This is a genomic window from Variovorax brevis, from assembly GCF_030317105.1.
Lineage (GTDB): Bacteria > Pseudomonadota > Gammaproteobacteria > Burkholderiales > Burkholderiaceae_C > Variovorax > Variovorax brevis.
Genome location: NZ_JASZYG010000006.1, coordinates 64,367 through 90,573, shown reverse-complemented (window position 1 = coordinate 90,573; position 26,207 = coordinate 64,367). Strand labels below are relative to the sequence as shown.

Below are 26,207 nucleotides of genomic sequence, written 5' to 3'. Positions count from 1 at the left end.
CATCTTCCAGCTTGGATCGTCACAAACCTTGCTGCTAGCATGTGCCTCAGACGGAAATTTCATGCACATTTTTCGAATCGTTACAACTTAATCGGGATCGAACTTGGCTGCTTTTGGATCGTTGTTTCGCCGTCAGCCTGGGCCATTGCTCGGTCTCGACGTCAGTTCGTCCAGCGTCAAGCTGGTCGAGCTCGGGCGCGACGCGTCGGGCAAGTTGTTGCTCGAGCGCTGTGCGATCGAACCGCTGGAACGCGGCTGGATCACGGATGGCAACGTCGAGAAGTTCGACGAAGTGGCCGACGCGGTCCGGCGCGTGGTCCGCAAGAGCGGAACGCGCACAAAGAACGCCGCCTTGGCCTTGCCGCCATCGGCCGTCATCACCAAGAAAATCATCCTGCCCGGCGGCTTGAGCGAGCAGGAGCTTGAGATTCAGGTCGAGTCCGAGGCCAACCAATACATTCCCTTCTCGCTCGACGAAGTGAGTCTGGACTTCTGCGTGATGGGGCCGAGCGCCAACTCTTCCGGCGACGTCGAGGTGCTCATTGCCGCCTCGCGCAAGGAAAAGGTGCAAGACCGGCAAGGCCTGGCCGAGGCGGCCGGGCTCAAGGCGCTGATCCTGGATGTGGAGTCCTATGCCTCGCGGCTGGCTGCCTCGCGCCTGATCGAGCAGTTGCCGGGCGAAGGGCGGGATGCCGTGGTGGCGCTGTTCGAAGTGGGCGCCTCCACCACGAGCATGCAGGTGCTGCGCAACCAGGAAGTGCTGTACGACCGCGATCAAGCGTTTGGCGGCGCGCAGCTGACGCAGCTGATCGTTCGCCAGTACGGCTTCTCGGCCGAAGAGGCTGAAACCAAGAAGCGCAATGGCGACCTGCCCGACGACTATGGCGCCGGTGTGCTCAAGCCCTTCGTGGCGAGCATTGCGCAGGAAATCGCGCGTGCGCTTCAGTTCTTCTTTACCAGCACGCCCTACAACCGGGTGGACTATGTGTTGCTCGCGGGCGGATCGGCATCGCTTCCGGGCCTGACGAGCGCCGTCACGCGGCAGACCTCGTTTGCCTGTTCGCTGGTCAATCCGTTTGACGGCATGGAGTTCGCCGCCGGGATTCGCGAGAAGAAGGTGCGTCGCGAGGCGCCGTCCTATCTGACCTCGTGTGGGCTGGCCATGCGGAGGTTCCAGCAGTGATTTTGATCAACCTGCTTCCCCACCGCGAGGCGGCCCGAAAGCGCCGGCGGGAGAACTTCTATGCGTCGCTGGGCGCGGCGGCACTCATCGGCGGCCTGATCGCCGGTGCGGCCTACGTCTGGTACGAGGCCCAGATCTCGAACCAGCAGTCCAAGAACGTCTACCTGCAATCCGAGATCACCAAGCTCGAAGCCGAGATCAAGGAGATCTCGACGCTGCAAGCCGAGATCGCCGCCTTGCGCGCCCGCCAGCAGGCGGTCGAAGACCTGCAGGGCGACAGAAACCTCCCGGTGCACCTGCTCAACGAGCTCGTGCGCCAAATGCCTGATGGTGTCTATCTGGTGAACATGAAACAGGACAACCAGACCGTCACCTTGCAGGGCATGGCCCAGTCCAACGAACGCGTTTCCGAGTTGCTGCGCAACCTTGGCAACAACAGCCCGTGGCTGGTGAAGCCGGAACTGGTCGAGATCACCGCATCGACCGTTGCCCTCAGCGCCCGCGATCAGCGCCGGGTGGCCAACTTCACGATGCGCATCGGGCTGAAGCGTCCGACGGACGCGCAGAAGCCCGCGCCGGGTGCGCCCGCGGTCAAGGCACCAGCCTCGGCGGCGAAGGGGTAAGCGCATGGCAACCAAACGCTCCTCCGCTCCAAAAGTCGATATCGCTGCATCCTTGCGGCGCTTCGGGGACCAGTTCCGCGGGTTGAATCCAAACGACCCGTCCGTGTGGCCGCCGCTGCCGCGCTGGGCGCTCTACATCGTGGTCATGGCGGCCGTCGTCGTGGCGCTGTGGTTCCTGTGGCTCACCAATTCCAATGACGAACTGGAAGCCGCACGCGCCAAGGAAGTGACGCTGCGCGCCGACTACACGAAGAAGGTGGCGCAAGCGGCCAACCTCGACCTGCTCAAGAAACAGCGCGAGCAGGTTCAGCAATACGTCTTCCTCCTGGAAAAGCAATTGCCCAGCAAGGCGGAAATGGATGCCTTGCTGTCGGACATCAACCAGGCGGGCCTGGGCCGCAGCCTGCAGTTCGAGTTGTTCCGTCCCGGTCAGGTCACGGTCAAGGACTACTACGCCGAATTGCCGATTGCGGTGCGCGTGACGGGTCGGTATCACGACATGGGCGCCTTCGCTGCCGACATCGCCAACCTGTCGCGCATCGTGACGCTGAACAACTTGACGATCGTTCCGCAAAAGGATGGTTCGCTGACGATGGATGCAACGGCCAAGACCTTCCGCTACCTCGATCAGGATGAGCAGGCCGCCCAGAAACGCGCAACGGCGCAGAAGGGCAAGCCATGAGGGCGCTGCACACTGCCGCCTGGCTGGGGCTTGCCACGCTGACGCTCGCCGGCTGCTCGGGTTCGGATCGCGAAGAACTCCAGCAATGGATGACGGAGCAGCGCGCGCAGGTGCGCCCGAACGTGCCGCCGATTTCCGAGCCCAAGAAGTTCACGCCGCAGGCGTACACCGAGGGCGCGGCCTTTGATCCGTTCAACAGCCTGAAGCTGACGCAGGCGCTGCGCCGCGACTCCAATCAGCCCAGCATGTCCGGGCTGATCGCGCCGGAGTTGACGCGACGCAAGGAAGCGCTCGAGGCCTTTCCGCTGGACTCCATGGCAATGGTCGGAAGCCTGAGCCGCAGCGGACAACCTGTGGCGCTCATCAGCGTGGACAAGCTGCTTTATCAAGTCCGGGTGGGCAACTACCTTGGACTCAACTACGGGAAGATCACCCGTATTACTGAAACCGAACTCGGCTTGCGTGAAATCGTGCAGGACGCCGCCGGTGAGTGGATTGAACGCCCGGCGACGCTGGAGTTGCAAGAGAGGTCGAAGAAATGAACCAACAACAAAACGCGATGGGTAAATGGCTACGCGTGATGGGCGCGACAGTTTTTGCGCTGGGAACGGCCATTGCCGCCCATGCACAGAACGCCATCGAAGCAGTGACCAGCTCGATGCAGTCGGGCTCCGAAGTCATTCGCATTGACCTGACGCAACCATTGGCAGCATTGCCCACGGGCTTTGTGATCCAGACGCCGGCGCGCATTGCGCTGGATTTCCCCGGCGTGACCAACGCCATCGGGCGCTCCACCATCGATGTCAACCAGGGCAACCTGCGCTCGGTGAACGTGGTGCAGGCCGGTGACCGCACGCGCCTGGTGATGAACCTCAAGGAAGCCACGAACTACAAGGCGGAGCTCCAGGGCAAGTCGGTGCTGGTGTCGCTGGTTCCGGTGGCAGGCCCTGCACAGGCCGCGACGACGACGTCGGCCTTTGCCGAGAACCGCAACCGCGACTCGCAGCCGATTCGCGACATCGACTTCCGCCTCGGCACGGACCGCACGGGCCGCGTGATCGTCGACCTGTCCAACAACCAGGTGGGTGTGGACATTCGCCAGCAGGGCAAGAACCTGGTGGTCGAATTCACCAAATCGACACTGCCCGAAGGCCTGCGCCGCCGCCTGGACGTCGCCGACTTCGGCACGCCGGTGCAACTCATCACCACGCAACAGCAGGGTGACCGGGTGCGCATGACCATCGAGCCCAAGGGCGAATGGGAGCACAGCGCCTACCAGAGCGAGAACCAGTTCGTCGTCGAAGTGCGTCCCCGCAAGATCGATCCGACCAAGCTCACGCAAGGTGCCGGCTACAACGGCGAGAAGCTGTCGCTGAACTTCCAGAACATCGAGATCCGCTCGCTGCTGCAGGTCATCGCCGACTTCACGAACTTCAACATCGTGACCTCCGACTCGGTGACGGGCGCCCTCACGCTGCGGCTGAAGGACGTGCCCTGGGACCAGGCGCTGGACATCATCATGCAGGCCAAAAACCTGGGCATGCGCAAGAACGGCAGCGTGCTGTGGATCGCGCCCAAGGATGAAATCAACGCCAAGGAAAAGGTCGAGTTCGAGGCGATGAACGCCATCGAGAACCTCGAGCCGCTGCGCACCCAGTCGTTCCAGCTGAACTACACGAAGGCTGTCGCGATTGCGCAGGGCCTGACGGGTTCCGGCACGAGCGGCGGCGCGGCCAGCGGAACCGCTACCCGCATCCTGAGTGCGCGTGGCAGCGTGATTGCGGAATCGCGCACCAACCAGATTTTCGTGTCGGACATCCCCTCGCGGCTGGCGCAAGTGGCTGAACTGATCCAGAAGCTGGACGTGCCGGTTCGCCAGGTGCTGATCGAAGCCCGCATCGTCGAAGCGTCGGATACCTTTGGCAAGTCGCTGGGTGTGAAGCTGGGTGGCTCCATCCTCAACGGCACCAATTCCATCGGTTTGAACCCCACCGTCACCGCGGGTCCGCTGCCCGCAACGCCCACCTTCAATGGCGGTGCAGGCATCGGCGGCAACACGGGCACCTTCGGCTCGAACACCAACGGCAACTTCGTCAACCTGCCCGCGGTCAGCCCCAGTGGCACGGGCAACCTGCCGGGTACCTTCGCGCTGTCGCTGTTCAGCTCGAACCTCTCGCGACTTCTCAACCTTGAAATCTCCGCGCTCGAAGCCGACGGCAAGGGCAAGGTGGTGTCCAGCCCGCGTGTCGTGACGGCCGACCAGACCAAGGCGCTGATCGAGCAGGGCACGGAACTGCCCTACCAGGTGGCAACGTCCAGCGGCGCAACTTCCATCGCGTTCCGCAAGGCCAACCTCAAGCTCGAGGTGACGCCGCAGATCACGCCGGAAGGCAACATCATCCTCACGCTCGACGTGAACAAGGACACCGTGGGCCAGCAAACCCTGGCGGGCTTCGCGATCAACACGAAACACGTGCAAACCGAAGTGCTGGTCGAGAACGGCGGCACGGTCGTCATCGGTGGTATCTTCGAGCTCACCGAAACCAACGACGAATCTCGCATACCGGTACTGGGTGAAGTGCCTTACCTTGGCGCACTGTTCCGTACGCGCAATCGCGTTGCCAACAAGACCGAAATGCTCGTCTTTATCACCCCGAAGATGATTACCGACCGCAACGCCGCGCGCTGACGCGCGTGGCGTGCCGACCTGCGTGGCGGTAGCACTGGTTGGCCTCCCCGGATCCGGGAAATCTGCAGTCGGGCGACGTTTGTCGCAGCGACTGCAGTTGCCATTTGCAGACTCCGATACGGTCATCGAGCAGCGCATCGGCTGTTCCATCCGGGATTTTTTCGAGCGGGAAGGCGAGGCGCGCTTCCGGGACATCGAGCAGGACGTGCTGGCCGAGTTGGGGCGCTCGGCCTCGGGCATCGTGGCCACGGGCGGCGGATCCGTGCTGCGCGAGGCCAATCGCCAGCAGCTGCGCAACCACTTCCATGTGATCTACCTGCGCTCCTCGCCCGAAGATCTGTTTCGGCGCCTGCGCCACGACGTGAAGCGCCCCTTGCTGCAGGTTGAAGATCCGCTGGGCCGGCTGCGGGAACTTCACGCGGTGCGCGACCCGCTGTACCGCGAGACGGCGCACGACATCGTCGATACCGGCCGGCCGACCGTGGCCATGCTGGTCAACCTGATCGTGATGCAACTTGAACTCGCCGGCATTGCGGTGCCGCCGGCCGGCGAAGCGCCCGTTTAGTGTCTTTTGGCAAGGCGCCTGAACGGGGCCTGCGCTGCGCCTAAACTTGCGGCCATGCCATTGACCGCCCCTCACGAGCGCGTCGAGATCGATCTCGGCGACCGAAGCTATCCCATTCTGATCGGCAGCGAGCTGTTGCAGGACGCCAGCAAGCTCGCCGGTGTGTCCGACGCAGCGAGCGCCCTGATCGTGACGAACACCACCGTCGGGCCGCTGTACGTCGCGGCCTTGCGCAAGACCTTGGCGGAACGATTTCGCAAGGTGTTCGTCCTCGAGCTTCCGGATGGCGAAGTCCACAAGGATTGGGCAACCCTCAACCTGATCTTCGACGCCTTGCTGGCCAACGGCTGCGATCGCAAGACCGTTCTTTTTGCACTTGGCGGCGGCGTGGTGGGCGACATGACGGGCTTTGCGGCCGCCAGCTACATGCGCGGCGTTCCCTTTGTGCAGGTGCCGACCACGCTGCTCGCGCAGGTGGATTCCTCGGTGGGGGGAAAGACCGCCATCAACCACCCCCTGGGCAAGAACATGATCGGCGCGTTCTACCAGCCGCAGCTGGTGTTGTGCGATCTCTCGACGCTCAAGACCTTGCCGCCGCGTGAACTGAGCGCGGGGCTGGCCGAAGTCATCAAGTACGGGCCGATCCACGACCTGGACTTCCTCGAGTGGATCGAGGCCCATCTGGACGCCATGGTTGCACGCGACCCGTCGGCGCTCGCGTACGCGGTGCGCCGTAGTTGCGAGATCAAGGCGCTGGTCGTCGGGCAGGACGAACGCGAAGCGGGCTTGCGCGCCATTCTCAACTTCGGCCACACCTTCGGCCACGCGATCGAATCCGGCTTGGGTTATGGGGAATGGCTGCATGGCGAAGCGGTCGGTTGCGGCATGGTGATGGCGGCGCACTTGTCGCAGCGCCTGGGCGGCGTGGATGCGTCCTTCGTCGCCCGACTGACGCGCCTGATCGAGCGCGCCGGCCTGCCGGTCGTCGGCCCGGCGCTCACGGCGGAGCGCTACCTGGAACTCATGCGCATCGACAAGAAATCCGAGGCGGGCGAGATCCGCTTCGTCGTTCTCGATGCGCCCGGTTCGGCGGTGGTGCGAGGCGCGCCCGATGCACTCGTTCGCGAGGTGCTCGCGGAATGCTGCCAGGCCTGAAACGGCCTTGCGCTTCGGCTGCTGCGACATGAGCCTCGCTCCCTGCGCAGCCCATCCGTTCGCCTCCCGAGGAAGGCGCTTTGCGGAGCCACCCGCGCCGACGCGCGATGACTTCCAGCGCGATCGCGACCGCATCGTTCATTCCACGGCATTCAGGCGGCTGGTCTACAAGACGCAGGTTTTCCTGAACCACGAAGGCGACCTGTTCCGCACGCGGATGACGCATTCGCTCGAAGTCGCACAACTGGGCCGCTCCATCTCGCGGGCGCTGCGCCTGAACGAAGACCTGGTCGAAGCCATTGCCCTGGCGCACGACCTCGGCCACACGCCGTTCGGACACGCGGGGCAGGACGCGCTCAACGAATGCATGCGTGAGCACGGCGGCTTTGAACACAACTTGCAGAGCTTGCGCGTCGTCGATGAGCTCGAGCACCGCTATCCGCAATACGACGGCCTCAACCTCAGCTTTGAAACACGCGAGGGCATCCTCAAGCACTGCTCGCGTGCCAATGCCGAACGCATCGAGGCACTGGAGCCCAATGGCGTTGCGCGACGTTTCATCGACCGCACCCAGCCCAGCCTGGAAGCGCAGTTGTGCAATCTGGCGGACGAGATCGCCTACAACGCACACGACATCGACGATGGCGTTCGCTCTGGCCTGATCGACATCGGGCAACTGGCGGAGATCGAGCTGTTCGAGCGCTATCGGCAGGAAGCCACGGCGGAATACCCGGCGCTTGCCGGTCGGCGCCTGCTCTACGAAACCATTCGGCGAATGCTGAGCGCGCAGGTCTACGACGTGATCGACGCCACGCGTGCCGCGATCGAAGAGGCGGCGCCCGCGGACGCGGATGCCGTACGCCGCTCGCCGGCGCTGGTCCTGTTCAGCGACGCGATGCGCGCCCAATCCGTTGAACTCAAGCGCTTTCTGTATGCAAACCTGTACCGGCATTCGCGTGTCATGAGAACCACCACGCAGGCGCAGGACGTGGTGCGCGAGTTGTTCGACGCCTATATCGACCGGCCCTGCGAAATGCCGGAGTCCTTCGCGCAACGTCAGGATGGCCATCGCGCCGTCGCCGACTACATCGCGGGCATGACCGACCGCTTCGCGATGCGCGAGCACGAACGCTTGACGGGGCGGGCGTGGACCGCGTGAACACGCGGTCGCCCTCCAGCGTGCGCAGCACAGGCGTGGTGCCGGTTGCTGCACTGGCCGTCGTCGTGGCGGGCGTCAGCGCGGCGCTCCACATCGGCAAGTTGCCGCCGGCGCTGCCTGCGTTGAGGAGCGCCCTGGGCATCGGTTTGGTCGAAGCAGGCTTCCTCCTGTCGCTGGTTCAGTTCGCGGGCATGACGCTGGGGCTGCTGGCGGGGCTTGTGGCGGATGCCGTGGGACTGCGGCGCAGCATGCTGGCGGGCTTGGCCATCGTGACGGCGGCGAGCGCGCTCGGCGGCTTCGTGGGCGAGGGTGCCCATGCCGTCTCCCTTCTCCTGATGCTGCGCGCACTCGAAGGCGTGGGTTTCCTCATGGCCGTGATGCCGGGGCCGGGACTCATCCGCGCGTTGGAGTCCCCCAGAGCGGAAAAATCAGCCATGGGGATGTGGGGTGCGTACATGCCACTCGGTGTGGCGCTTGGGCTCCTCGTGGGCCCCGCGCTCATCGCTCGAAGCGGCTGGGAGGGATGGTGGTGGGCGCTGTCGGCCGTGTCGGGGGCGGCGGCGCTGTGGGTGGCGTCAGTGGTCCCGCCGGACGCACGACGCGGCGGTGCCCGGTCGCATGATGCCGCATGGTCGCAGCGCCTGCGCCAGACAGTCGGCGCGCGCGGACCGCAGATGCTCGCGCTGGCCTTCGCGGTGTACTCCTCGCAATGGATGGCCGTCATCGGCTTTCTTCCCTCGATCTACGCGGACGCGGGCATTGCCGCGACGTGGACCGCCGTGTTGACCTCTGCCGCGGCGGCCACGAACATCGTCGGCAATATCGCCGGAGGTCATCTGCTGCAGCGCGGCGTCGCGCCGGGACGCTTGCTGCGTTGGGGCTTTGCCGCGATGGCGTGTGGCAGCTTCGCCGCTTTCGCGCAGTGGGGGCTTGGCGCCGATGCGCTGGGCTTGCCGCCGGCTCTGCGCTACGCTGCGGTGTGCCTCTTTTCGCTGGGCGGAGGCATGGTTCCGGCCACGCTGTTCATGCTCGCCGTGCGGATTGCGCCGTCGACGGCCACGGTGTCGACCACGGTGGGCTTGATGCAGCAGGCGTCGTCGTTCGGCCAGTTCATCGCGCCGCCGGCCGTGGCGTGGCTTGCACATCAGGTCGGTGGTTGGCAATGGACGTGGGTCGGTACGGTGGCATGCTCGTTGATCGGCATGCTGGCCGCGTCGCAGTTGGCAGCTTTCGTTTCGAAGCGCGAGGGTGATTGAAAATGGACGCAACTACGTCACGTGCCGCCGAGATCGCCGACCACGTCAAAGCCGATACCCTGCGCTGGCTTGAAAAAGCCGTGATCGGGCTGAACCTTTGTCCCTTTGCAAAGGCTGTGCACGTCAAACACCAGATCCACTATGCCGTCTACCAGTCGGATGACGACGCCTCCTTGCTGGACGCGTTGCTGTTTGAAGCCGCCGAACTGGTGGCCCATGACGCGGCCGTTCGCGACACCACACTTTTGATTGCGCCCCATACCTTGTCCGACTTTCTCGATTTCAACGACTTCGTGGCGCGTGCCGAGCGGCGCCTGGGACGCGCAGGCTACGAGGGCGTGCTGCAACTCGCAAGCTTTCATCCTGCCTTCCAGTTTGCCGGCAGCGAGGCGGACGACATCGGCAATGCGACCAACCGATCGCCATACCCCACGCTTCATCTGCTGCGTGAAGACAGCGTGAGCCGCGCCGTGGACGCCTTTCCGGAGGCGGAAGCGATCTTCGAGCGCAACATCGAGACTCTAACGGCGCTCGGTGCGGCCGGCTGGGCGGCACTCGACGTCGGCCCGCACGGAGCGGTGCAATGAGCCAGGCGACGCTGAAAACGTCCCGGGCCGACAAGGCCCAGGCCGAAGTGTTGCAGGAACTGCGGCCGGGGCAGTCGATCGGGCTGCTCAAGGAACTGCACATCCTCACGCGGGAAGGGCGACTCAACCAGGATTCCCGGCGCAAGCTCAAGCAGGTCTATCACCTGTTCCAGTTCATCGAAAAGCTTCTGCTGGAGTTGCCGGAACAGGGCGCCAACGCCACCCTCGCGGACCATGGCGCGGGCAAGTCGTACCTGGGTTTCATCATCTACGACCTCTTCTTCCGTGCGCGCGGGGGAGGGCATGTCTTCGGCATCGAAACGCGCGCCGAACTGGTCGAGCGATCGCGGGAGCTGGCCGGCAAGCTGGGCTTCGACCGCATGTCCTTTCTCAACCTGAGCGTGGCGCAGGCGACGGATTCTTCTGAGTTGCCTGCGCAGATTGACGTTGTCACGGCGCTGCACGCATGCGACACCGCCACCGATGATGCCATCGCATTCGGGCTTGCCAAGCGTGCGCGTTTCATGGTGCTCGTGCCCTGCTGCCAAGCGGAAATCGCCGCCTGCCTGCGCGAATCGAAGGCGCTGGCGTTGTCGCGCACGCCGCTGGCGGAACTCTGGCGCCACCCGCTCCACACGCGCGAAATCGGAAGCCAGATCACGAACGTGCTGCGTTGCCTGTACCTGGAAGCGAACGGCTACCAGGTCACCGTCACGGAGCTCGTGGGGTGGGAGCACAGCATGAAGAACGAACTCATCATCGCGCGCCACACGGGTCACAAGAAGGCGAGCGCGGCCACACGGCTGACCGGATTGCTCGAGCAGTTTGGCCTTCAATCCCTCTCTGAGTCCCGCTTTCGCATCGCCTGACATGGCCCGACTTCCCCGCTTGGCCTTGGCGGATCAGCCGCACCACGTGATCCAGCGCGGCAACAACCGCCAGTTCATCGTCGTGGACCGCGCCGACCGGGAAATTCTGCTGGGCCTGATCGGCGAACACGCGGCGCGGCTGGGCGTGGCGGTGCATGCCTACGTGCTCATGGACAACCACTTTCATCTGCTGGCGACGCCGTCCACCAGCGACGGTCTGCCGCAATGGATGCAAGCCGTCGGGCGTCGCTATGTGCGCTATTTCAACGACCGGCACGGCCGCAGCGGAACGCTCTGGGAAGGGCGCTACCGGTCCACGCTGATCCAGACCGATCGCTATTTCCTGGCCTGCATGGCCTACATCGACCTCAATCCGGTGCGTGCAGGCATGGTCGCCGAGGCGCGCGACTACCCGTGGTCCAGCTATGGCCACTATGCAGGCTTGCGTTCGGACAAGATGATCACGCCACACCCGCTTTATTGGACCTTGGGCAACACGCCCTTTGCGCGGGAGGCCGCCTACGCCGAGTTGGTGCGTGCCGGAGTTTCGCAAGCCGATACGAACCTTTTGACCGAATCCACCTTGCGTGGATGGGCCGCCGGCGACAGTGAATTTGTCGATTTGCTACAAAAAACTACAAACCGCCGGCTAGTGAAGAACCGCCCGGGACGTCGTCCGAGCGTCGAAAAGAGCTGAGAAAAGCGCCAGTGAGCGAGCTATGACGCGGCCTCAGCGCTATTGATTTTGATGTGTCCCCATTTAATGTCCGACTTTAACAGTTGGAATTTAATTGGAATCTGACCCTAAATAAAGCATTTGGCATTGTTTGTGCAACGCAATATCCTTCGCTTCCCGCGAGAAAAACCTTAAGGAGTGCGCCATGACGACGGCTGCCGAGATTCAATACCTTCAAGAACACGGTCTCTATTCCGGAGCCGATGAGCACGATGCCTGTGGCGTCGGTTTCGTTGCACACATCAAGGGCGAGAAAAGCCACGCGATCGTGCAGCAGGGTCTCAAGATTCTTGAAAACCTCGACCATCGCGGCGCCGTCGGCGCCGACAAGTTGATGGGCGACGGCGCGGGCATCCTGATCCAGTTGCCGGACGCGCTCTACCGTGACGAGATGGCCCAGCAGGGCGTGACACTGCCGCCGTTGGGCGAATACGGCGTCGGCATGATCTTCCTGCCCAAGGAACACGCATCGCGGCTGGCCTGCGAGCAGGAAATGGAACGCGCCATCAAGGCCGAAGGCCAGGTGCTGCTCGGCTGGCGCGACGTGCCGGTCAACCGCGAAATGCCCATGTCGCCGGCCGTGCGCAAGAAGGAACCGATCCTGCGCCAGGTCTTCATCGGCCGCGGCGACGACGTGATCGTGCAGGACGCGCTGGAGCGCAAGCTCTACGTCATCCGCAAGACCGCCAGCGCAAACATCCAGCGCCTCAAGCTCAAGCACAGCAAGGAATACTACGTTCCGAGCATGTCCAGCCGCACGGTGGTCTACAAGGGCCTGCTGCTGGCCGACCAGGTCGGCACCTACTACCTCGACCTGCAGGACAAGCGCTGCATCTCGGCGCTGGGCCTGGTGCACCAGCGGTTCTCGACCAACACCTTCCCGGAATGGCCGCTGGCCCACCCCTACCGCTATGTCGCCCACAACGGCGAAATCAACACGGTCAAGGGCAACTACAACTGGATGAAGGCGCGCGAAGGCGTGATGTCGTCTCCGGTGCTGGGCGACGACCTGTCCAAGCTGTACCCGATCAGCTTCGCCGGCCAGTCCGACACCGCCACCTTCGACAACTGCCTCGAACTGCTGACGATGGCCGGCTACCCGATCAGCCAGGCCGTGATGATGATGATCCCTGAGCCGTGGGAGCAACACGCCACCATGGACCCGCGTCGCCGCGCGTTCTACGAATACCACGCTGCCATGCTGGAGCCGTGGGACGGCCCGGCTTCGATCGTGTTCACCGACGGCCGCCAGATCGGCGCCACGCTGGACCGCAACGGCCTGCGCCCCTCGCGCTACTGCGTCACCGACGACGACCTGGTCATCATGGCGTCGGAGTCGGGTGTGCTGCCCGTGCCCGAGCAGAAGATCATTCGCAAGTGGCGCCTGCAGCCCGGCAAGATGTTCCTGATCGACCTGGAACAGGGCCGCATGATCGACGACGAGGAAGTCAAGTCCACCCTCGCCAACAGCAAGCCCTACAAGCAGTGGATCGAGAACCTGCGCATCAAGCTGGACAACGTCAACGCCGAGGCGGTGGTCGTGCCGCACAGCGCCGTCGGCCTGCTCGACCGCCAGCAGGCTTTCGGCTACACGCAGGAAGACATCAAGTTCCTGATGAGCCCCATGGCGCAAGCCGGCGAGGAAGGCATCGGCTCCATGGGCAACGACAGCCCGCTGGCCGTGCTCTCCAGCAAGAACAAGCTGCTCTACAACTACTTCAAGCAGCTGTTCGCGCAGGTGACGAACCCGCCCATCGACCCGATCCGCGAAGCGATCGTGATGTCGCTGGTGTCCTTCGTCGGCCCGAAGCCGAACCTGCTGGACATCAACCAGGTCAACCCGCCGATGCGGCTCGAGTTGAGCCAGCCGATCCTCGACTTCGCCGACATGGCGAAGATCCGCGACATCGGCAAGTACACGCAAGGCAAGTTCAAGAGCTACATGCTCGACATCACCTATCCGCTCGCCTGGGGCGAAGAGGGTGTCGAAGCCAAGCTGGCCTCGCTGTGCGCCGAAGCGGTGGACGCCATCAAGGGCGGCCACAACATCCTGGTCGTGAGCGACCGCGGCGTGAGCTCGACCCAGGTGGCCATTCCGGCGGCGCTGGCGCTGTCGGCCGTTCACCAGTTCCTCGTTCGTGAAGGCCTGCGCACCACGGCGGGGCTGGTCGTGGAAACCGGATCGGCGCGCGAAGTGCACCATTTCGGCGTGTTGGCCGGCTACGGCGCGGAAGCCGTGCACCCGTACCTGGCGATGGAAACCCTCGCCGCCATGCACGAAGACCTGCCCGGCGACATGAGCGCCGACAAGGCGATCTACAACTACGTCAAGGCGATCGGCAAGGGCCTGTCGAAGATCATGTCCAAGATGGGCGTGAGCACCTACATGAGCTATTGCGGCGCGCAGCTGTTCGAAGCCATCGGCCTGAACAGCGAAACGGTGGAGAAGTACTTCACCGGCACCGCAAGCCGCGTCGAAGGCATCGGCGTTTTCGAGATCGCGCAGGAAGCCATCCGCATGCACAAGGCGGCTTTCGGCGACGACCCGGTGCTGGCCAACATGCTGGACGCCGGCGGTGAATACGCCTGGCGCGCCCGCGGCGAAGAGCACATGTGGACGCCCGACGCCATCGCGAAGCTGCAGCACGCCACGCGTGCCAACAACTTCAACACCTTCAAGGAATACGCGCAGCTCATCAACGACCAGAGCCGTCGTCACCTGACGCTGCGTGGCCTGTTCGAGTTCAAGTTCGATCCGGCCAAGGCGATTCCCGTGAGCGAAGTCGAACCCGCGGCCGAAATCGTCAAGCGTTTCGCGACCGGCGCGATGTCGCTTGGCTCCATCAGCACGGAAGCACACTCCACGCTGGCCATTGCCATGAACCGCATCGGCGGCAAGAGCAACACCGGTGAAGGCGGCGAGGATCCGGCGCGTTACCGCAACGAGCTCAAGGGCATCCCCGTCAAGGTGGGCGACACGCTCAAGAGCGTGATCGGCGAAGCCAACGTCGAGGTCGACCTGCCGCTGCAAGACGGCGACTCGCTGCGTTCGCGCATCAAGCAGGTGGCGTCGGGGCGCTTTGGCGTCACGGCGGAATACCTGCAATCGGCCGATCAGATCCAGATCAAGATGGCGCAGGGCGCCAAGCCCGGCGAAGGCGGCCAACTGCCGGGCGGCAAGGTGTCGAACTACATCGGCGCGCTGCGCTACTCGGTGCCCGGCGTGGGCCTCATCTCCCCGCCGCCGCACCACGACATCTACTCGATCGAAGACCTCGCACAGCTCATCCATGACCTGAAGAACGTCGCGCCGCACGCCAGCATCAGCACGAAGCTGGTGAGCGAAGTGGGCGTGGGCACGATCGCGGCAGGCGTTGCCAAGTGCAAGAGCGACCACGTCGTGATCGCCGGTCACGACGGCGGCACGGGCGCATCGCCCTGGTCGTCGATCAAGCACGCGGGCAGCCCGTGGGAAATCGGCCTGGCCGAAACGCAGCAGACGCTGGTGCTCAACCGCCTGCGCGGCCGCATTCGCGTGCAGGCCGACGGCCAGATGAAGACCGGCCGCGACGTCGCCATCGGCGCGCTGCTGGGCGCGGACGAATTCGGCTTTGCCACGGCGCCGCTGATCGTCGAAGGCTGCATCATGATGCGCAAGTGCCACCTCAACACCTGCCCGGTGGGCGTGGCCACGCAAGACCCGGTGCTGCGCAAGAAGTTCACGGGACGTCCCGAGCACGTGGTGAACTACTTCTTCTTCGTCGCCGAGGAAGTCCGCCAGATCATGGCCCAGCTGGGCGTGCGCAAGTTCGACGACCTGATCGGTCGCGCCGACCTGCTCGACACCCGCCAGGGCATCGAGCACTGGAAGGCGCGCGGCCTGGACTTCAGCCGCCTGTTCGCGCAACCGAATGTGCCAGCCGACGTTCCGCGTCACCACGTCGAAAACCAGGACCATGGCTTGCAAAAGAGCCTGGACGTCAAGCTCATCGAGCGCTCGCGTCCCGCGATCGACAAGGGCGAGAAGGTCCAGTTCATGGAAGTGGCCCGCAACGTCAACCGCTCCGTGGGCGCGATGCTCTCCGGCGCGCTGACCAAGGTGCATCCGCAGGGCCTGCCCGACGATTCGATCCGCATCCAGCTGGAAGGCACGGGCGGCCAGTCCTTCGGCGCCTTCCTGGCACGCGGCATCACGCTGTACCTGATCGGCGATGCCAACGACTACACCGGCAAGGGCCTGTCGGGCGGCCGCGTCGTGGTGCGCCCGAGCCTGGACTTCCGCGGCGAAGCCACGAAGAACACCATCGTCGGCAACACCGCGCTGTATGGCGCGACCACCGGCGAGGCCTTCCTGAGCGGCGTGGCCGGCGAGCGTTTCGCGGTGCGCCTCTCGGGCGCCACGGCCGTCGTCGAAGGCACCGGCGACCACGGTTGTGAATACATGACCGGCGGCACGGTGGCGGTGCTCGGCAAGACCGGCCGCAACTTCGCGGCCGGCATGAGCGGCGGCGTGGCCTTCGTCTACGACGAAGACGGCGAGTTCTCTTCGCGCTGCAACCTGTCGATGGTTTCGCTGGACAAGGTGCTGACCTCGGCCGAGCAGACCGCGAGCATCAACCGCGCCATCTGGCACGGGGGCCAGACGGACGAAGCGCAACTGCGCAAGCTCCTGGAAGACCACCACCGCTGGACGGGCAGCAAGCGCGCCCGCGAGATCCTGGACAACTGGGCAACGGCGCGCACGCGTTTCGTCAAGGTGTTCCCGAACGAGTACAAGCGCGCACTCGCCGAAATCCACGACCGCAAGGTGGAAGTGACCAGCAGCGGCAACAACGCGCACGTCGGCCTCGAGCCGCACGCCATGCGCACGCCGGCAGCCGTCTGATCGGCGGCACATAAAAAAGAACAGAGGACAGCACGATGGGAAAAATCACCGGCTTCATGGAACACGAGCGCATCGAAGAGGGCTACAAGCCCGTCGAGGAGCGTCTCAAGCATTACAAGGAATTTGTTGTCAGCCTCGACGCCACGCAGGCCAAGATCCAGGGCGCGCGTTGCATGGACTGCGGCACGCCGTTCTGCAACAGCGGCTGCCCGGTCAACAACATCATTCCGGACTTCAACGACCTCGTTTACCGCAACGACTGGCAGAGCGCTTTTGCGGTGCTCGACTCGACCAACAACTTCCCGGAATTCACCGGCCGCATCTGCCCGGCGCCCTGCGAGGCTGCCTGCGTGCTCAATGTGAACGACGACCCGGTCGGCATCAAGTCGATCGAGCACGCCATCATCAACCGCGCTTGGCAAGAGGGCTGGGTGGGCGCGCGTCCAGCTCGCCACAAGACGGGCAAGAAGGTCGCCGTGGTGGGTTCGGGCCCGGCCGGCATGGCCGCGGCGCAGCAACTCGCGCGTGTCGGCCATGACGTGACGCTGTTCGAAAAGAACGACCGCATCGGCGGCCTGCTGCGCTACGGCATTCCCGACTTCAAGATGGAGAAGTCGCACATCGACCGCCGCGTCGAGCAGATGAAGGCCGAAGGCGTCGTCTTTCGCACCGGCGTGGTCGTCGGCGCCGCCAAGGATGCGCTGGGCAAGGGCTCCAAGGTCACGAACTGGGCCAAGGAAGTCGTCACGCCCGAGCAACTCGACAAGGATTTCGACGCCGTCGTGCTGACGGGCGGCGCCGAGCAATCGCGCGATTTGCCGGTGCCGGGCCGCGACCTCGACGGCATCCATTTCGCGATGGAGTTCCTGCCGCTGCAGAACAAGATCAATGCCGGCGACAAGGTCAAGGGCCAGATCCGCGCCGACGGCAAGCACGTCATCGTCATCGGTGGCGGCGACACGGGTTCCGACTGCGTCGGCACGAGCAACCGCCACGGCGCCGCCAGCGTCACCCAGTTCGAGGTGATGCCGCAGCCCCCGGAAGAAGAAAACCGTCCGCTGACTTGGCCCTACTGGCCGATCAAGCTGCGCACCAGCTCCAGCCATGAAGAGGGCTGCGAGCGCGAATTCGCCATCTCCACCAAAGAGTTCATCGGCGAAAAGGGCAAGATCACCGGCCTCAAGACGGTTCGCGTCGAGTGGAAGGACGGCAAGATGGTCGAAGTGGCGGGCTCCGAGCAAACGCTCAAGGCCGACCTCGTGCTGCTGGCGATGGGCTTCGTGAGCCCGGTCGCTTCCATCCTCGATGCCTTCGGCGTCGAGAAGGATGCGCGCGGCAATGCCAAAGCCTCGGTCGAATTCGTGGGCGGCTACGCAACGAACGTTCGCAAGGTTTTCGCGGCTGGCGACATGCGCCGCGGTCAATCGCTGGTCGTCTGGGCGATCCGTGAAGGCCGTCAGGCAGCACGCGCAGTCGATGAGTTCCTGATGGGTTTCAGCGACCTACCTCGCTGAAACCGCGTGATGCCGGCATCAACTGGCATCATTTATCATCAAGAATCCGCAAGCCGGGAGCCCTTTGAGGCGGCCCGGCTCTTTTTTTGCTCGATTGACGCCTTGGCCTCCTCATCACTCGTCGAATTTCGCAACGTCCGGTTCGGATATGACGCGCGCGCCATCCTGGACGGGGTGTCCTTCGCCGTGCCCAAGGGGCGCGTGACGGCCATCATGGGTGCGTCGGGTGGCGGCAAGACGACGGCGCTGCGCCTCATCGGCGGGCAGATCCGCCCGCAGCAGGGCGAAGTCCTGTTCGACGGCCAGAACATCCCCAGCCTTGACCAGACCGCGCTCTACAAGGCGCGGCGCCGCATGGGCATGCTGTTCCAGTTCGGCGCCCTGTTCACCGACATGAGCGTGTTCGACAACGTGGCATTTCCGCTGCGCGAGCACACGCCCTTGCCGGAATCGCTGGTGCGCGACATCGTCCTCATGAAGCTGGATGCGGTCGGCCTGCGCGGTGCGCGCGACCTGATGCCCAGCGAAGTCTCCGGCGGCATGGCGCGTCGCGTGGCGCTGGCCCGCGCCATTGCGCTGGACCCCGACCTGGTGATGTACGACGAACCCTTCGCCGGGCTGGACCCGATCTCGCTGGGAACGGCCGCCAAGCTGATCCGTCGCCTGAACGACACGCTCGGGCTCACCAGCATCGTGGTGTCGCACGATCTGGAAGAGACCTTCGGCATTGCCGACCACGTCGTGGTGCTGGCCAATGGCACCGTCGCGGCGCAGGGCACGCCCAGCGAAGTGCGGCAAAGCAGCGATCCGCTGGTGCACCAGTTCGTCAACGCGCTGCCGGACGGGCCGGTGCGCTTTCACTATCCCGCCGTGAGCGTCGAGGATGATTTCGGCAATTCGAGCGGGGGCAGGGCATGAGCGCAGCGCCGGGCCGCCCCAAGCAAGCTCGCGCCCCCTCGGGGGGCAGCGACGGACACGAAGTGCCGAGCGTGGGGGTTGGCAAATGAGTTTCTGGAATCCCGCGGACGTCGGTTTTGCCGTGCGCTCGAAGCTGGCGGACATCGGCCACGCCGCGCGCTTTTTCGTGCGCCTCCTGTTTCGCGGCGCCAGCGCACTGCGTCGCTTTGGGCTGGTGCGCGACCAGATCCATTTCCTGGGCAACTACTCGCTGGCCATCATTGCGGTGTCGGGCCTGTTCGTCGGCTTTGTGCTCGGACTGCAGGGCTACTACACCTTGCAGCGCTATGGCTCCGCCGATGCACTGGGGCTGCTCGTGGCCCTGGCGCTGGTCCGCGAACTGGGTCCCGTGGTCGCCGCGCTGCTGTTTGCCGGACGGGCCGGAACCTCGCTGACTGCCGAAATCGGCCTGATGAAGGCCGGCGAGCAACTCAGCGCCATGGAAATGATGGCGGTCGATCCGGTGGAGCGCATCCTCGCGCCGCGATTCTGGGGCGGCGTCATCACCATGCCCCTGCTGGCAGCGGTTTTCAGCGCGGTCGGCGTGATGGGCGGCTACGTGGTGGGCGTCATCATGCTGGGCGTCGATCCGGGCGCATTCTGGGGTCAGATGCAGGGCGGTGTCGATGTGTGGCGCGACGTGGGCAACGGCGTCATCAAGAGCGTGGTGTTCGGCCTGACCGTCACCTTCGTCGCCTTGCTGCAGGGCTACGAGGCCAATCCCACCCCCGAAGGCGTTTCGCGGGCGACCACGCGCACGGTGGTGATGTCGTCGTTGTCGGTGCTCGGGCTCGACTTCCTGCTGACCGCCATGATGTTCAACATATGAAAGCGCGACCCCACACGCGCAGATTCCCGAACGGAATTGAGCCCGTTCAAGAGAGCTTAGGAGTTTTCCATGCAACGTTCCCGCAGTGACATCTGGGTCGGGCTGTTTGTGCTGATCGGCGCGGCGGCGCTGTTGTTCCTGGCGCTGCAGTCGGCCAACCTTCTGAGCCTGAACTTCCAGAAGACCTATCTGGTCAACGCGCGTTTTGACAACATCGGTGGCCTCAAGCCGCAAACGGCGGTGAAGAGCGCCGGCGTGGTCGTGGGCCGGGTCGAGTCGATCGCCTTCGACGACAAGAACTACCAGGCTGGCGTGACGCTTGCATTGCAAAGCCGTTACAGTTTCCCCAAGGACAGTTCGCTCAAGATTCTGACCAGCGGCCTGCTGGGCGAGCAGTACATCGGCATCGAGGCGGGTGCCGATGCCAACAACCTGCAACCCGGCGACACGATCACGTCGACGCAATCGGCGGTGGTGCTGGAAAATCTGATCAGCCAATTCCTCTACAGCAAGGCTACCGAGGGCAGTTCGTCTCCCGAGTCATCCAACAACAAGAAATGAAGCTTTCTGCCAATCTGCCAGCCGTGCGACCTGCGGCGAATCGTGTGCTGCGCGCGGGCGCACTGCTGGCTGCCCTTTCGCTGGCGGCTTGCGCCACCGGTCCCAACGCCAATCCGGCCGATCCGCTGGAGCCCTTCAACCGCGGCGTGACCCGCGTCAACGACGTGATCGACGATGCGGTGATGCGTCCCGTGGCCATCGCCTACGAAAAGGTCGTGCCGCTGACGGTGCGTACCGGCGTGGGCAACTTTTTCAACAATCTGGTCGACGTCTGGAGTTTTGCCAACAGCGTGATGCAGTTGCGTGCGCAGCAAAGCGCGCAAACCTTCATGCGCGTCAACGTCAACACCTTCTTTGGACTGGGCGGCATCCTGGATGTTGCCAGCGAAATAGGCATCGAGCGGCACCGCGAAGATTTCGGTCAGACGCTCGGGCGCTGGGGCGTGCCCAGCGGTCCCTACCTGGTGTTGCCGCTGCTGGGGCCTTCCACCGTGCGGGACGCGGCCGCATTGCCCGTGGACTATCAGGGCGGCCTGATCTCCAATGTGGACAACATTCCGGTGCGAAACTCGCTCTACGGCATGCGACTGATCGATGCCCGCACCGACCTGCTGAAGGTCGATCGCATGCTCAGCCAGATGGCGCTCGACAAGTATTCGTTCACGCGTGACATCTTCCTGCAACGGCGCCTGAATGACGTCTACGACGGCAATCCGCCGGATCAAAGCAAATAAGCCGGGCTTTACTGAAGCTTTGCATCTGGTTGCATGCGGTAAACCCGCGCGGGAACCTTGCGCGCAACAATGGCCCCAATCGCAGGCTCGATATCCACTCAAAAATCATCAAGGGAAAGTTTTTCAATGAATAAAGCAGTTCAACGCCGCAGTTGGGGCAAGTTCATGCTGGCAAGCGTCATGCTGTTCAGCGCCGCAGTGGCGTTCGTTCAGCCGGCGCGCGCGGCGGACGAGGCGCCGGATGCCCTGGTCAAGCGCCTGACGGTCGATGTGCTTGAAAAGCTCAAGACCGACAAGTCCATCAAGGCCGGTGACGTGAACAAGATCATGGTCCTGGTCGACACCATGATCATGCCCAACGTCGACTTCCAGCGCATGACCGCGTCCACGGTCGGCCCGAAGTGGCGCGAAGCCACGCCCGAGCAGCAAAAGCGCCTGCAGGAAGAATTCAAGACGCTCCTGGTGCGCACCTATGCGGGCGCGCTCGATCAGGTGACGGACCAGGAGGTCACCGTGCGTCCCTTCCGCGGTTCGCCCGATGACAAGGAAGTGCTGGTTCGCACCGAGGTGCGTGGCAGCGGCGAGCCGGTGCAGCTCGACTACCGCCTGGTCAAGACGCCCGGCGAAGCGGGCGGCTGGAAGATCTACAACCTCAATGTGCTGGGCATCTGGCTGGTGGATACCTACCGCACGCAGTTCGCGCAGGAAATCAACACCAAGGGCATCGACGGTCTGATCGCCACGCTGGCCGCGCGCAACAAGTCCAGCGCGTCCAAGAGCTGATCACCGGGCAGGGCGAGTTCATCACCATCATGCTGGTTCTTCCCGCCAAGCTCATGCACGAAGACGCGCCCGCCTGCATGCGCATGCTGCAACAGGGCATGGCCGGGCAAAACGGCAGCGCGACGGTGGTCGATGCCAGCGCCCTGACGCATTTCGACTCATCGGCGCTCGCGGTGCTGCTCGATTGCCGCCGCGAAGCCAACGCCTCGGGCCGCGGATTTGCGGTGAAGGCTCTGCCTGCGCGCCTGCGCGAATTGGCGACGCTGTACGGCGTCGCGGCGCTGCTGCCAGCCGCGCCTTGATCGCGGGCGGCGGCCCGTAACAGCCGTTAAAGGGCGCGGAAATCTCCGGGCCCGTAAAATCCCGGGCTCCCATGCCCGCGATCTCGTTCCAGTCTGTCTCCAAGACCTATCCCCCTTCACGCCAACAGCGAGCCCAAGGCAAGCAAGGTTTGCGTGCCCTCGACGAGATCAGCTTCGACATCGAAGACGGTGAATTTTTCGGGCTTCTCGGCCCGAATGGCGCCGGCAAGACCACGCTGATCAGCATCCTGGCCGGCTTGTCGCGCCCCACGGCCGGTGCCGTCTGCGTGCACGGCTTCGACGTGCAAAACCACTTTGCCGAGGCACGGCGCCAGTTGGGCGTGGTGCCGCAGGAACTGGTGTTCGACCCCTTCTTCAATGTGCGCGAGGCGCTGCGCATCCAGTCGGGGTACTTCGGCATCAAGAACAATGACGCGTGGATCGACGAGCTGCTGCACAGCCTCGGCTTGACCGACAAGGCCAACGCCAACATGCGCCAGCTCTCCGGCGGCATGAAGCGGCGCGTGCTGGTGGCACAGGCGCTGGTGCACAAGCCCCCGGTGATCGTGCTGGACGAACCAACGGCAGGCGTCGACGTGGAACTTCGGCAGACCTTGTGGCAGTTCGTCGCCAAGCTCAACAAGCAAGGCAGCACGGTGCTCCTGACGACGCATTACCTCGAAGAGGCCGAGGCGCTGTGCAACCGCATCGCCATGCTCAAGCAGGGCCGCGTGATTGCGCTGGACAGCACGAGCGCTCTTCTGAGTTCCGCCGCAAGCAACGTGCTGCGCTTCAAGACGGACGGGACCTTGCCCTGGGCCATTGCGCAGCACGCGCGAATTACCGGGCGCATCGTCCAGTTGCCCGCCAAGAACGCCCATGAAGTCGAGCAACTGCTGGCCGCCGTCCGCGAGGCGGGCCTGGCCGTGGAGGACGTCGAAATGCGCAAGGCTGACCTGGAAGACGTCTTCATCGACCTGATGGCTGGTGAGCAAACCCCGCTGGAGGTGGCGCGATGAGCGCAGTGCCGGGCCGCCCCAATCAAGCGAACGCCCCCTCGGGGGGCAGCGAGGACACGCCAGTGCCGAGCGTGGGGGCAACAGCTTCAGTGCCGGGCCGCCCCAAGCAAGCGAACTCCCCCTCGGGGGGCAGCGAGGACACGAAGTGCCGAGCGAGGGGGCAGTCATGATGATCACTGCCACCGGCTGGCGCGCGCTGCTCTACAAGGAAGTGCTGCGTTTCTGGAAGGTCGGCTTCCAGACCGTGGGCGCGCCGGTGCTCACCGCCGTGCTCTACCTGATGGTGTTCGGCCATGTGCTGGAAGACCACGTGAAGGTCTACGGCACGGTGAGCTACACCGCTTTCCTGGTTCCGGGCCTGGTGATGATGAGCGTGCTGCAGAACGCCTTTGCCAACAGCTCGTCCTCGCTGATCCAGAGCAAAATCATGGGCAACCTCGTGTTCGTGCTGCTCACGCCGCTGTCGCATTGGGGCTGGTTTTTTGCCTACGTGGGCTCGTCCATCGTGCGCGGGCTGGCGGTGGGCGTTGGCGTGTTCGTCGTCACGATGTTCTTCGCCATGCCCGATTTCGTGGCGCCGCTCTGGATCGTGGTGTTCGCCTTCCTGGGCGCCGCCATGCTGGGAACGCTGGGCCTCATCGCCGGCCTGTGGGCGGAAAAGTTCGACCAGATGGCGGTGTTCCAGAACTTCCTGATCATGCCGATGACCTTCCTGTCCGGCGTGTTCTATTCGATTTCCTCGCTGCCATCTTTCTGGCAGCACGTGAGCCATCTGAATCCTTTTTTCTACATGATCGACGGATTCCGGTATGGCTTTTTCGGCGTGAGCGATGCGTCGCCGTGGCTGAGCCTGGGCATCGTCGGGACCGCCTGGCTCGTCATCAGCGCCATTGCCGTGCACTTGCTGCGCATCGGCTACAAGATTCGAGGATAAGAAATGACCGCCGAAGAACTGAAATCCATCATCGAAAACGGCCTGGTGTGCGAACACATCACGTTGGAGGGTGATGGGCGGCATTGGTTTGCCACAATTGTTTCCGGAGAGTTTGCAGGAAAGCGCTCGATCCAGCGCCATCAACTGGTTTACAAGACCTTGGGTGAGAAAATCAAAACCGACGAGGTTCACGCCCTCTCGATGAAAACTTTCACGCCGGCCGAGTGGGCATCCCAACCGCGCTAGCTCCTTCTTATCTGGGATTGTTATGGACAAATTGCTCATTCGCGGCGGGCGCACGCTCCGCGGCGAAGTTACCGTTTCCGGCGCCAAGAACGCCGCGCTGCCTGAACTGTGTGCAGCGCTTCTGACCGATCAACCGGTCGTCCTGCACAACGTGCCGCGTCTGCAAGACGTGGCCACGATGCTCAAGCTGCTGCGCAACATGGGCGTCAAGGCTGATCGCGACGACAACGGCACCGTTCGCCTCGACGCGCGCGACCTCACGAATCCCGAAGCGCCCTATGACCTCGTGAAGACGATGCGCGCATCGGTGTTGGCATTGGGCCCGCTGATCGCGCGATTCGGTCACGCCAAGGTATCGCTGCCGGGTGGCTGCGCCATCGGTTCGCGTCCCGTGGACCAGCACATCAAGGGTCTTCAGGCCATGGGCGCCGACATCGCCGTCGAGCACGGCTACATGGTTGCCACGCTGGCCGGCGGCCGCAAGCGCCTGCACGGCGCGCGCATCACGACCGACATGGTGACTGTCACGGGGACCGAGAACTTCCTGATGGCCGCCGCTTTGGCCGAAGGCGAAACGGTGCTCGAAAACGCCGCACAAGAGCCGGAAATCGGCGACTTGGCCGAAATGCTGATCGCCATGGGCGCCAGGATCGAAGGCCACGGCACGAGCCGCATCCATATTCAAGGTGTGGAGCGCCTGCATGGCTGCACGCACCAGGTGGTGGCCGACCGCATCGAAGCCGGCACCTTCCTTTGCGCCGTCGCGGCCACGGGCGGCGACGTGCTCCTGCGCCACGGCCGTGCGGATCACCTCGACGCCGTGATCGAAAAGCTGCAAGAAGCGGGTGCACAGGTTGCGGCCGTCGATGGCGGCATTCGCGTGCAGTCCAACGGCCGGCTCAAGGCGCAGAGCTTTCGCACCACGGAATATCCCGGCTTTCCGACCGACATGCAGGCCCAGTTCATGGCGCTGAACGTGATTGCGGAAGGCACCTCGACCGTCACCGAAACGATCTTCGAAAATCGTTTCATGCACGTCGATGAATTGCACCGGCTCGGTGCGAAGATCCAGACCGACGGCAAGGTCGCCGTGATCGAAGGCATTCCGCAACTGTCGGGCGCCACCGTCATGGCGACCGACCTGCGCGCCTCCGCCAGCCTGGTGATTGCCGGCCTGGTGGCCGATGGCGAAACGCTGGTCGATCGCATCTATCACCTCGATCGCGGCTACGACCGCATGGAAACCAAACTGCGCGGCATCGGCGCCGACATCGAACGCGTCACAGGAAAAGCCAATTGATCACCCTCGCGCTGTCCAAGGGCCGGATTTTCGAAGAGACCATGCCGCTGCTGGCGGCAGCCGGCATCGAGGTCACGGAAGACCCTGAGAAATCGCGCAAGCTCATCCTCGCGACCACGCGCCCCGACGTGCGCGTGGTGCTGGTGCGCGCCTCGGACGTGCCCACCTACGTGCAGTACGGCGGCGCCGACCTCGGCGTCACCGGGCTGGACGTGCTGCTGGAGCATGGCAACCAGGGCCTGTACCAGCCGCTGGACCTGAAGATCGCAGCCTGCCGCCTGAGCGTGGCCGTGCGCGGCGACTACGACTACGCCTCGGCCGTGCGCCAGGGCTCGCGCATCAAGGTCGCCACCAAGTACGTGGGCCTGGCGCGCGAATTCTTTGCCACCAAGGGCGTGCACGTCGACCTCATCAAGCTCTACGGCAGCATGGAACTTGCGCCGCTCACGGGGCTTGCAGACGCCATCGTCGACCTGGTGTCGACCGGCAACACGCTCAAGGCCAATCACCTGTTGGAAGTCGAGCGCATCATGGACATCAGCGCCCGTTTGGTCGTCAACCAGGCGGCGCTCAAGCTCAAGCGCGAGCCGATCCGCCACATCATCGACGCCTTTTCCGCTGCCCTCGAAGCCCGTTGAA

Annotated in this window: 25 protein-coding genes; all 25 read left to right on the top strand. The window is 64.1% G+C overall.

What is annotated here, in order from left to right; genetic code table 11:
• Positions 1–103: 103 nt before the first annotated feature.
• Positions 104–1,183 (top strand): pilus assembly protein PilM, encoded by a 1,080-nt coding sequence (locus tag QTI66_RS19995; protein WP_286561604.1) that lies wholly within the window; start codon positions 104–106, stop codon positions 1,181–1,183.
• On the top strand, positions 1,180–1,806 hold the full coding sequence (locus QTI66_RS19990) for a PilN domain-containing protein (RefSeq protein WP_286561603.1): 627 nt from the start codon (positions 1,180–1,182) through the stop codon (positions 1,804–1,806). Before QTI66_RS19995 ends, QTI66_RS19990 begins: the two co-directional genes overlap by 4 nt.
• Positions 1,807–1,810: 4 nt before the next feature.
• Entirely contained in the window at positions 1,811–2,488 is a 678-nt protein-coding gene (locus tag QTI66_RS19985; protein ID WP_286561602.1) for a type IV pilus inner membrane component PilO, read from the top strand.
• Positions 2,485–3,030: a pilus assembly protein PilP gene (locus QTI66_RS19980; RefSeq protein WP_286561601.1), complete on the top strand. Its 546-nt coding sequence runs from the start codon at positions 2,485–2,487 to the stop codon at positions 3,028–3,030. The genes QTI66_RS19985 and QTI66_RS19980 overlap by 4 nt, the downstream gene beginning before the upstream one ends.
• Positions 3,027–5,177, top strand: a complete 2,151-nt coding sequence (locus QTI66_RS19975) for a type IV pilus secretin PilQ (RefSeq protein ID WP_286561600.1) — start codon at positions 3,027–3,029, stop codon at positions 5,175–5,177. The genes QTI66_RS19980 and QTI66_RS19975 overlap by 4 nt, the downstream gene beginning before the upstream one ends.
• Positions 5,178–5,199: 22 nt before the next feature.
• Positions 5,200–5,742, top strand: coding sequence for a shikimate kinase (locus tag QTI66_RS19970; protein WP_286561599.1), 543 nt, complete (start codon positions 5,200–5,202; stop codon positions 5,740–5,742).
• A 54-nt stretch (positions 5,743–5,796) separates the two neighbouring features.
• Positions 5,797–6,897 (top strand): 3-dehydroquinate synthase, encoded by a 1,101-nt coding sequence (gene aroB / locus QTI66_RS19965; protein ID WP_286561598.1) that lies wholly within the window; start codon positions 5,797–5,799, stop codon positions 6,895–6,897.
• A 28-nt stretch (positions 6,898–6,925) separates the two neighbouring features.
• A complete protein-coding gene (locus tag QTI66_RS19960) occupies positions 6,926–8,056 on the top strand; it encodes a deoxyguanosinetriphosphate triphosphohydrolase (protein ID WP_286561597.1) in 1,131 nt (376 codons plus the stop codon).
• Entirely contained in the window at positions 8,053–9,312 is a 1,260-nt protein-coding gene (locus QTI66_RS19955) for an MFS transporter (RefSeq protein WP_286561596.1), read from the top strand. Before QTI66_RS19960 ends, QTI66_RS19955 begins: the two co-directional genes overlap by 4 nt.
• A gap of 2 nt (positions 9,313–9,314) precedes the next feature.
• Positions 9,315–9,899, top strand: a complete 585-nt coding sequence (locus tag QTI66_RS19950; protein WP_286561595.1) for a DUF1415 domain-containing protein — start codon at positions 9,315–9,317, stop codon at positions 9,897–9,899.
• Entirely contained in the window at positions 9,896–10,768 is an 873-nt protein-coding gene (locus QTI66_RS19945; protein ID WP_286561594.1) for a class I SAM-dependent methyltransferase, read from the top strand. The genes QTI66_RS19950 and QTI66_RS19945 overlap by 4 nt, the downstream gene beginning before the upstream one ends.
• Before the next feature lies 1 nt (position 10,769).
• The gene (locus QTI66_RS19940) at positions 10,770–11,465 is read left to right on the top strand and encodes a transposase (protein ID WP_286561593.1); all 696 of its coding nucleotides are present in this window, start codon (positions 10,770–10,772) and stop codon (positions 11,463–11,465) included.
• A 184-nt stretch (positions 11,466–11,649) separates the two neighbouring features.
• Positions 11,650–16,389, top strand: a complete 4,740-nt coding sequence (locus tag QTI66_RS19935; RefSeq protein WP_286561592.1) for a glutamate synthase-related protein — start codon at positions 11,650–11,652, stop codon at positions 16,387–16,389.
• A gap of 35 nt (positions 16,390–16,424) precedes the next feature.
• On the top strand, positions 16,425–17,903 hold the full coding sequence (locus QTI66_RS19930; RefSeq protein WP_286561591.1) for a glutamate synthase subunit beta: 1,479 nt from the start codon (positions 16,425–16,427) through the stop codon (positions 17,901–17,903).
• Between the two features lie 102 nt (positions 17,904–18,005).
• Positions 18,006–18,821, top strand: coding sequence for an ABC transporter ATP-binding protein (locus QTI66_RS19925; RefSeq protein WP_286561590.1), 816 nt, complete (start codon positions 18,006–18,008; stop codon positions 18,819–18,821).
• 85 nt (positions 18,822–18,906) lie between these two features.
• Entirely contained in the window at positions 18,907–19,689 is a 783-nt protein-coding gene (gene mlaE, locus QTI66_RS19920; protein WP_286561589.1) for a lipid asymmetry maintenance ABC transporter permease subunit MlaE, read from the top strand.
• A 69-nt stretch (positions 19,690–19,758) separates the two neighbouring features.
• Positions 19,759–20,250, top strand: a complete 492-nt coding sequence (gene mlaD / locus QTI66_RS19915; RefSeq protein ID WP_286561588.1) for an outer membrane lipid asymmetry maintenance protein MlaD — start codon at positions 19,759–19,761, stop codon at positions 20,248–20,250.
• The gene (locus tag QTI66_RS19910; protein WP_286561587.1) at positions 20,247–20,984 is read left to right on the top strand and encodes an MlaA family lipoprotein; all 738 of its coding nucleotides are present in this window, start codon (positions 20,247–20,249) and stop codon (positions 20,982–20,984) included. Before mlaD ends, QTI66_RS19910 begins: the two co-directional genes overlap by 4 nt.
• 165 nt (positions 20,985–21,149) lie before the next feature.
• Positions 21,150–21,767, top strand: coding sequence for an MlaC/ttg2D family ABC transporter substrate-binding protein (locus tag QTI66_RS19905; RefSeq protein ID WP_444815031.1), 618 nt, complete (start codon positions 21,150–21,152; stop codon positions 21,765–21,767).
• A 29-nt stretch (positions 21,768–21,796) separates the two neighbouring features.
• Entirely contained in the window at positions 21,797–22,069 is a 273-nt protein-coding gene (locus QTI66_RS19900) for an STAS domain-containing protein (protein WP_286561585.1), read from the top strand.
• A gap of 71 nt (positions 22,070–22,140) precedes the next feature.
• A complete protein-coding gene (locus tag QTI66_RS19895) occupies positions 22,141–23,088 on the top strand; it encodes an ABC transporter ATP-binding protein (protein WP_286561584.1) in 948 nt (315 codons plus the stop codon).
• Between the two features lie 169 nt (positions 23,089–23,257).
• Positions 23,258–24,022 carry an ABC transporter permease gene (locus tag QTI66_RS19890; protein ID WP_286561981.1) on the top strand — a complete coding sequence of 255 codons (765 nt, stop codon included), beginning with the start codon at positions 23,258–23,260 and terminating at the stop codon, positions 24,020–24,022.
• A gap of 3 nt (positions 24,023–24,025) precedes the next feature.
• Positions 24,026–24,268 carry a BolA family protein gene (locus QTI66_RS19885; RefSeq protein WP_286561583.1) on the top strand — a complete coding sequence of 81 codons (243 nt, stop codon included), beginning with the start codon at positions 24,026–24,028 and terminating at the stop codon, positions 24,266–24,268.
• A 22-nt stretch (positions 24,269–24,290) separates the two neighbouring features.
• The gene (gene murA / locus QTI66_RS19880) at positions 24,291–25,568 is read left to right on the top strand and encodes a UDP-N-acetylglucosamine 1-carboxyvinyltransferase (protein ID WP_286561582.1); all 1,278 of its coding nucleotides are present in this window, start codon (positions 24,291–24,293) and stop codon (positions 25,566–25,568) included.
• Positions 25,565–26,206, top strand: coding sequence for an ATP phosphoribosyltransferase (hisG, locus tag QTI66_RS19875; RefSeq protein ID WP_286561581.1), 642 nt, complete (start codon positions 25,565–25,567; stop codon positions 26,204–26,206). The genes murA and hisG overlap by 4 nt, the downstream gene beginning before the upstream one ends.
• Position 26,207: the final 1 nt, after the last annotated feature.